Source organism: Pseudovibrio sp. POLY-S9 (genome assembly GCF_001431305.1).
Classification (GTDB): Bacteria; Pseudomonadota; Alphaproteobacteria; order Rhizobiales; family Stappiaceae; genus Pseudovibrio.
This window is the reverse complement of sequence record NZ_LCWX01000128.1, coordinates 3,054-9,938: the sequence shown is the minus strand read 5'-3', so window position 1 is coordinate 9,938 and position 6,885 is coordinate 3,054. Positions and strand designations below refer to the sequence as shown.

At 48.3% G+C, this 6,885-nt stretch carries 7 protein-coding genes and 1 pseudogene; 3 read left to right on the top strand and 5 right to left on the bottom strand.

The annotated features are described in order from the left end of the window. Positions 1-320 (bottom strand): IS66 family transposase (locus PPL9_RS34195; RefSeq protein ID WP_244273379.1); only part of this gene is annotated, 320 nt, incomplete at its 3' end. A gap of 146 nt (positions 321-466) precedes the next feature. Continuing rightward, complete coding sequence (locus tag PPL9_RS31260) at positions 467-727, bottom strand: tyrosine-type recombinase/integrase (RefSeq protein WP_244273378.1); 261 nt, start codon at positions 725-727, stop codon at positions 467-469. A 178-nt stretch (positions 728-905) separates the two neighbouring features. Between PPL9_RS31260 and PPL9_RS11095 the strand changes: the two are divergent. Further along, a pseudogene (locus PPL9_RS11095) lies at positions 906-2,079 on the top strand (IS3 family transposase). Between the two features lie 463 nt (positions 2,080-2,542). Beyond that, entirely contained in the window at positions 2,543-3,292 is a 750-nt protein-coding gene (locus PPL9_RS11090) for a hypothetical protein (RefSeq protein ID WP_057462763.1), read from the top strand. 242 nt (positions 3,293-3,534) lie between these two features. On the opposite strand, the gene PPL9_RS11085 is transcribed toward PPL9_RS11090, so the two are convergent. From PPL9_RS11085 to PPL9_RS11070, 3 genes are all read right to left on the bottom strand, one after another. After that, a complete protein-coding gene (locus PPL9_RS11085; protein ID WP_057462762.1) occupies positions 3,535-4,305 on the bottom strand; it encodes a hypothetical protein in 771 nt (256 codons plus the stop codon). 508 nt (positions 4,306-4,813) lie between these two features. Beyond that, positions 4,814-5,167, bottom strand: coding sequence for a hypothetical protein (locus PPL9_RS11080; RefSeq protein ID WP_057462761.1), 354 nt, complete (start codon positions 5,165-5,167; stop codon positions 4,814-4,816). A 530-nt stretch (positions 5,168-5,697) separates the two neighbouring features. Continuing rightward, positions 5,698-6,315 carry a recombinase family protein gene (locus PPL9_RS11070; RefSeq protein ID WP_200962273.1) on the bottom strand — a complete coding sequence of 206 codons (618 nt, stop codon included), beginning with the start codon at positions 6,313-6,315 and terminating at the stop codon, positions 5,698-5,700. A 151-nt stretch (positions 6,316-6,466) separates the two neighbouring features. Between PPL9_RS11070 and PPL9_RS11065 the strand changes: the two genes are divergently transcribed. Next, positions 6,467-6,885: DUF4158 domain-containing protein (locus PPL9_RS11065; protein ID WP_057462759.1), on the top strand; the 419-nt coding region annotated here is incomplete at its 3' end.

Sequence of the window (6,885 nt, the reverse complement as noted above, 5' to 3'; positions counted from 1 at the left end):
TGGCCAAACAAAGCTTTGAAGCCCGCATAGCCATCGGCATGGATCCAGCCTTTATAGCCGCTCAGGTGTCCTTGCGGGTGCTCGCCCTTGCGATCTACGGTGAACTGGCACCACGCCAGAGGCGGTGATTGCCCTACCCAAGCTCGTTCATCTCTCACATAGGCCCAAATACGAGCGGTTTTTGTCTTCTTGTTGCCCGGTGCCTGCAGCTTGACCGGTGTATCATCAGCAAAGACTGCGTTGCCTTGCCGAACCATTCGGCCAATAGCATCAGCCAGTGGTTCCAGCAAAGCGGTCGAGCGGCCAACCCAGTCACTCAAGGTGGAGCGGTCCAGATCGATGCCCTCACGACCAAAAATCTGCGATTGCCGGTATAATGTTGCGCAGCCGCTTATGTTGCAGAGATGCTGTTTCCCCGCGATATGGGGCGGCTCTCCAGCATTCTGCGCAACATAATATCTGGTAGTCAGAGTGCGTTCAGGAACGCGATAACCCCCTTGTCCTCTTTCCACTGCCGGTTCGGTTGCGCCTGTCCGGCCTCGCAAAGCGTCATGGCGTCCGCCTTCATCTGGAGATCGATTTCGGCGTAGATGTTGGTGGTGTCGAGGCTGACATGCCCGAGCCAGGCGCGGATGGTATTGAGATCGACGCCGGCCTGCAGCAGATGGCAGGCGCTTGTGTGACGGATGACATGTGGCGTAATCGTCCTTTTGGCCAGCGACGGCACACGCGCCGCACATCGCTCGACAAGGCTGTCAATGCTGGTTCAAATTTCCCCACTATCGCTGGTCCAAAATTCCCCAGATTGAGGGTTTGGTGACCAGCCAGGTTTATTGGTCAGCGCTGACTGGACTGGCTCAGGAAAACTGGAGAGCCTTCTGATACGATAAATTCAGGAGGACTTCATGGGTCGAAAACATTATACGGAAGAGTTTAAACGGGAAGCTGTACGGCTGGTAGAAGTGAGTGGTCGGCCCATTCCTGAAATCGCTGCCGATCTTGGTGTGGGACGAGCTACCTTGAACCGCTGGATCAAGGAGTTTCGGGATCAGGATCTGCTGTCAGGACCGCATGAGGATACCAGTAAAGAATTAGCCCGTTTACGCAAAGAAAACGAGCTATTACGGCAAGAGAGAGATTTATTAAAAAAGGCGGCAGCGTTCTTCGCCAGGGAAACAAGTCGATGAGATATCAGTTTATCGATGCACAGAACGCCTCTTATTCAACTGCTAGCCTCTGCGCCTTTATGAGTGTCAGTTGCAGCGGATATTATGCCTGGAGAAAGCGGCCTGCGAGCGCCAGACAACGTGAGGACATGGTGCTCTTTGCTCATATCAAGGACAAGTTTGAAGCCTCAAACCGAGCTTATGGCTCACGGCGCATTGCAGCTGAACTTAGCGCTGATGGCCTTAATGTAGGTAGGCATCGCGTGGTTCGCCTGATGCGTGATAACTCTCTGAAAGTGGAGAGAAAAAAGAAATTCAAGAGAACTACAGACAGCCACCACAACAAGCCTGTAGCCCCTAACCTTCTGGGACAGGACTTCACTTGTACCGGCCCCAATCAGAAGTGGGGAGCTGACATCAGCTACGTCTGGACTTCAGAAGGCTGGCTGTATCTGGCGATCGTCGTAGATCTGTTTTCAAGGCGTATCGTAGGCTGGGCAACCAGCAACCGCATGAAGACCGATCTGGTGACAACGGCATTAAAGCGAGCTCTGGCGACACGGACTTCTCTGAATGGTCTCATTCATCATTCCGACGACCGATTGAATCCGCCCAGTATTGCTCCGATGCTTATCAGCGGCTCTTATCGAGGCACAAGATTACCCCTTCGATGAGCGGCAAGGGCAATTGCTTCGATAATTCCATGGTGGAAACCACGTTCAAGACCATTAAGTCTGAAATGTTGTGGCGAACGGCCTTTCAAACTCGTCAGAAGGCAGAAAAGGCACTTGGCCTTTACATTGAGGGCTTTTACAATCCAATCAGACGGCACTCCTCGTTAGGCTATCAATCGCCAATCGCGTTCGAGAGACAGAAAAGAAATAGTGAGACAGAGGCTCTCCATTTTCTTTAGGCCAGTCCAAAAATGGGGGGATTACCCAGCACTTTTTGAAACTACCCCTTTTACGAAGGGAGTACCAGTGGGGCTACTTGCATGTACTTCGGAAATTTAGAAAAGCTCCTAGTAGAGCTGCAGCAAGGGGCTCCGGCCATGAACTAGTTCAACTCATGATGGAATCGCCTGAATGGCCGCAGTTGACCCGGTCTCACAGTCCTTCCCGGTATGTAGCTGTAACCGTTCCAACCTCCATATTGTTTCACCTCCTATTGCCAACATTGGTGGTGGATTTGTTCCTACACAGATCAAGTAGGCTTAAAGTATAGACAATCAATGACAATCACTTAGATAAGCAACATATTAGTCATGATTCACAAGTGTATGTAATGAATTTATTACAGGCTAAAAACATGCAAGGATAGCTGTTGAATCAGCTATAAATTGGCTGCAGTACATTTCAAAATCATTTTGGGGCCATATGAATAAGATTGCTTTACTGGTTGCTATCTCTCTAGGGTTGCAAGCTTGTGCATCAACGCTATCCATGAGTCCTGTACCGCAAGAAGGCCAGAAAGAAGTTTATGATTCAGGTGTTGCTACGATTATATCAGAAAAAAAGAAAACGGTTGTCGCGTTACGTCCTGCGACATCAAGTTATGAATCAACACAACGCCCAGAAATAATCCTCTCAGTATTCAATCGATCGGATAGTGAGTTCCATATTTCACCACAAAATATCAAGGTCTTGGTGGATGGAAAACCAACCAAAGTGCGCACTTACGAAGAACTTGTTGCAGAAGTCAAACGTAAGCAAACTATACAAGCTGTAGCCGCTGCACTCTCAGGTGTGGCTGACGGCATTAACGCTGCAAATGCCGGTTACACTTATCATAGAGGCTCAACCTCTGTTTATGGCAACAGCGGGTACAGTGGATATGGCACTTATTCTGGAACAACCTACAACGCTGCACAAGCAAATCGGGCACAAGCTGAAGCGAACGCACGTTCCCAAGCAAACTTTGCAGCAATTCGGCAAAATGCGGAACGTTCTTTGAGTAATTTATCCGAAACAATACTGCGAAAAACTACAGTAATGCCTAATGGTTGGAAAGGTGGATACATCGTATTCAACAATGTCGAAAAATCGGATGAACCTCATGAAATTACCTTTTTAGTAGAAACTGCTGGAGAGGTGCACGAGTTCACTTTTAATCATGATAGAATTTGAGCAACGGGCTATGCGAACTACTTGGTGTCCTGATCAAGTCCTCGCATAAATCCATAAAGGACAGCTCAATAAAGTGCTCAGAATACCCACTACGCAGAAAGCATCAACCCTTGATAGAACCGCTCTAATGGCCGGTAATGGCCCACTCTTAGAGCGGGCCAAAGTTGTCGGATATTCTTGACCGCCTTTTCAGCCGCCGCGAGGGCAGCCTTGTGGTTAGGTCTAAAAATGATTTTCGCGTTTTACTCGGTGAGAGCTCGGAAGACGGGTTCCTGTTTTAGGAACGCTGCTTGTTGCTCGCCGCCAGCGCGGTCGCTGTTTAGCTCGTTGCGGTAGCTAATGTAGCCCCAGTGATGAGCGGAGACGTCTGAATCTGGCTTTACGCCTTCATCTACCCAGTTGGTCAGCAAAGCTCCTTCAATCTCTTCAAAGAACTGGCGTGTTTTTACCAGCTGCTCAGTGGTGTAAGGCTCGCCTTCGTCTTCAGCACGGATGTAGAGAGTGAATTGGGCACCATCAGAAACACGTCGCGCCAGATTACTAGTATCTACGCTACCCTTAGTAGAGTCTAGATTGGTCACTTTCCACTTGTCGATTGGAGAGTCTGGAGACAAAAGCAGGCCAGAGATTGCATCAAATGCTTGTTCGAGGTGCTCTTTCTTTACAGAAATATGAACCTTATCGCCGTGGTTCTCGCCTTTAAACTGCCCTTCTTCGCGACCAAAGTTAATGAACGAGTTGACGCCCGGTAGATTGTAGTAACTGAAGCCTTCGTGATCACCGAAGTTTTGCGCTTTGATGTCGTTGTAGTTCGGCGTTGAGTTTGCGAGGCGGAATACTGGTGCGTGCTCTTGACGAAACACTTGTGCAACCTTTTCAGGGCCTTCAGCAGTTACGCCGTCCCCGTTTACTGAACTTGGCAGACTATCGTAAGTTGGTTCGAAGGCATCTCCGTCAAAACCGCCTCCGATAAAGTGCGAAGGGCTAAAACCTGAAGCTCCATCTATTGGCATCTCATCTCTCCTCTAGATCACCCAGGTGGAGCGAACTGCGCCGTATTGCTGAGCATGCCCCACCATTTACTGTTGACTGTTATTTAAGAGGATTGGATGCGGGGAAGTGTATCGTATGGAACACCTCGTCCAAACGTGATCGTATGGTTAAAGGGTTTGGGGATGAAAAGTTGTGCCGTATGCCGGCTGCCTAATTTGAGGTTGCCCCTTCAACTTCGGTGAGCTTGGACTGGTTCGAGAAAAGTGGAAGGACTTCGAGTTAGCGTGTCTCAACTCTTGATGGAAACGCTCTAATGGCGGCTTCTGGCCCGATGCATCTCGACGTAGCCATACTCATTTCCAGTTCTCTACGCCGCAGCGGACGTCAGCAAAGTCCGCACTTCAATTATGAAATCGAACCGCGCTGACAGGCAACTTCGGATCATTGGGCGTCATTTCAGTATGATAGTTTATTACTGAGTATGGATCTTTATTACTCAGTATGAGGCTCTATTACTCACAGACAGCCCTACGTCCCTTTAACAGGTTGTATCCATGCTTCAATCAGCGAAACATACCTCAACATTTCTGTTTGTCTCTGGGTAGGATCTTGTAAAGACAAGGCTTTTTCTATCCCTATACGATACATTCGACCTTTTTCAACGTGACGCTCGATATAGACGAGCGTAGCCGTTAATTCTGGTCCCCTTGGATCTTCTTCATCGCATCTTCTCGCCGCCTGACGTAACACATCAAGTACAGCTTGAACTTTGCCTTTGTGGATCAGTTCTTCTGACCAGGAGCCCCCAAACGCGACATTTGCTAATTGTTTTTTGCGATCTGCCATGAGAACATATAAGGAACAAAGCGCATCTAAAATCAATCGGTAAAATCTGTAATGACGATCTTTCGAACCATATATATCGATATGGACGCCTTTTTCGCATCTGTAGAGCAGCAAATGGACCCGGCTTTGCGTGGGAAGCCTGTAGCCATTACGGCAGTAGATGAAAAAAGCGGATGTGTGGTAGCGGCCTCATACGAGGCAAAATCTTATTCCGTCAGGACCGGAACCCGTGTTTATGAAGCACGCAGACTGTGTCCTCATCTGCAGTTTCGGCCAAGCCGTCATCCACTATATGTCAAGGTCAATCAAAAAATAGCGCGTGTCGTCGATAGCATGGCTGAGCTTGAATACGTCAGATCCGTTGATGAATTTCAGGTTGCCTTAGGCGGCAGAACAGCCTCTCTCGACCAAGCACTTTCTCTCGCACGACAGATCAAAAAAGCCATAGCTACGCAGGTTGGTTCACAATTGAGGTGTTCAATTGGCATCGGCCCGAACCAACTTCTAGCAAAGATAGCGGGAAAGCTGGGTTCATCCCAACAAAGGTACCAAACGCGACATAGGTATCATGTGTGATCTTTTGCTTTGATTGCGTTCTTCCTGATCCAATTTGACAGGTTTGCTGGCGTGGTTTTATAGCGCCTTGCAATAAACCTTTGCGTTGACCCATTGGCGAGCAGGGCTTCAATTTCAGGCCTGTATTGATCAAGTTTGCTTTTTCCCGGCCCCTTGGGACGCCCTAGCGGTTTCCCGCTGTTCCGCCGTGCTTTTAAAGCCTCTTTTGTACGCGCCGAGATCAAATCCCTCTCAATCTCAGCGGCCATAGCAAATGCCATGGCGATAATTTTACTTTGTATGGTGTCATCAAGCCGCCAATTCCCCTTCAGAGCATAGACGTGAATGCCATGTTCAGCGGCTATGGAGAGGATCTCCATGCATTCCAGCATGGAGCGGCCAAGGCGTGACAATTCATTGACGATCAGCGTATCCCCGCTCTTTAGCGTGTCAATGACCTCCGCAATCCGGCGTTTTCGCCAGGATGTTTTTCCTGAAGCCTGCTCTTCAACAAATTCAATGCGACCAAGGTTGTTTTGATTAGCGAAAGCAAGGATAGCCCCCCTGTTTTTTTCCAGGCTTTGTTCGGTAGTAGAGACACGCAAATAAGCGATGGTCCGGGGCATCATTTTTTGTTCCTGAGTTTAGTTCGATAAAAATAACTTTTTCAGCAATAAGCGATAACAGGAGAGTTATTTTTATCAATGAGTTTCTTTTGATATTTTGGCAAAGCAAAACGAACATTTCAACGATAACACATTAACATTGCTGAGCAGACTTATGGCACGCATGCAAATCTTAAGCGCAAGCGAACAATCCGCCTTCGACACCCCACCACTTTTTGATTTCCGCGAGCGACAGAAATTCTTCGATCTTTCAAAAGCTTTGCTGGAAACAGCAGGAACGTTACAGAACCCAGCATATCAGGTGTTCTTTCTGGTGAGCTGCGGATACTTCCGGGCGACAAAGAGATTCTTTTCGCCAGACACCTTCCACCAACGTGATGTCGCCTATGTCGCCAGCAAGCTTAATGTTAATGATGTATCTGCTATCAATTACTCCTCAAGGGCGCGGCAAAGGCACCAAAAGGTCATTCTCGCTCATTATGGTGTCAATCAATTTGATAAAAATTCCAGAAAGATGCTGGCATTAGAGATTGCCGCCATGTCTGAGGCCCATCTAAAGCCAAGGCTCATCTT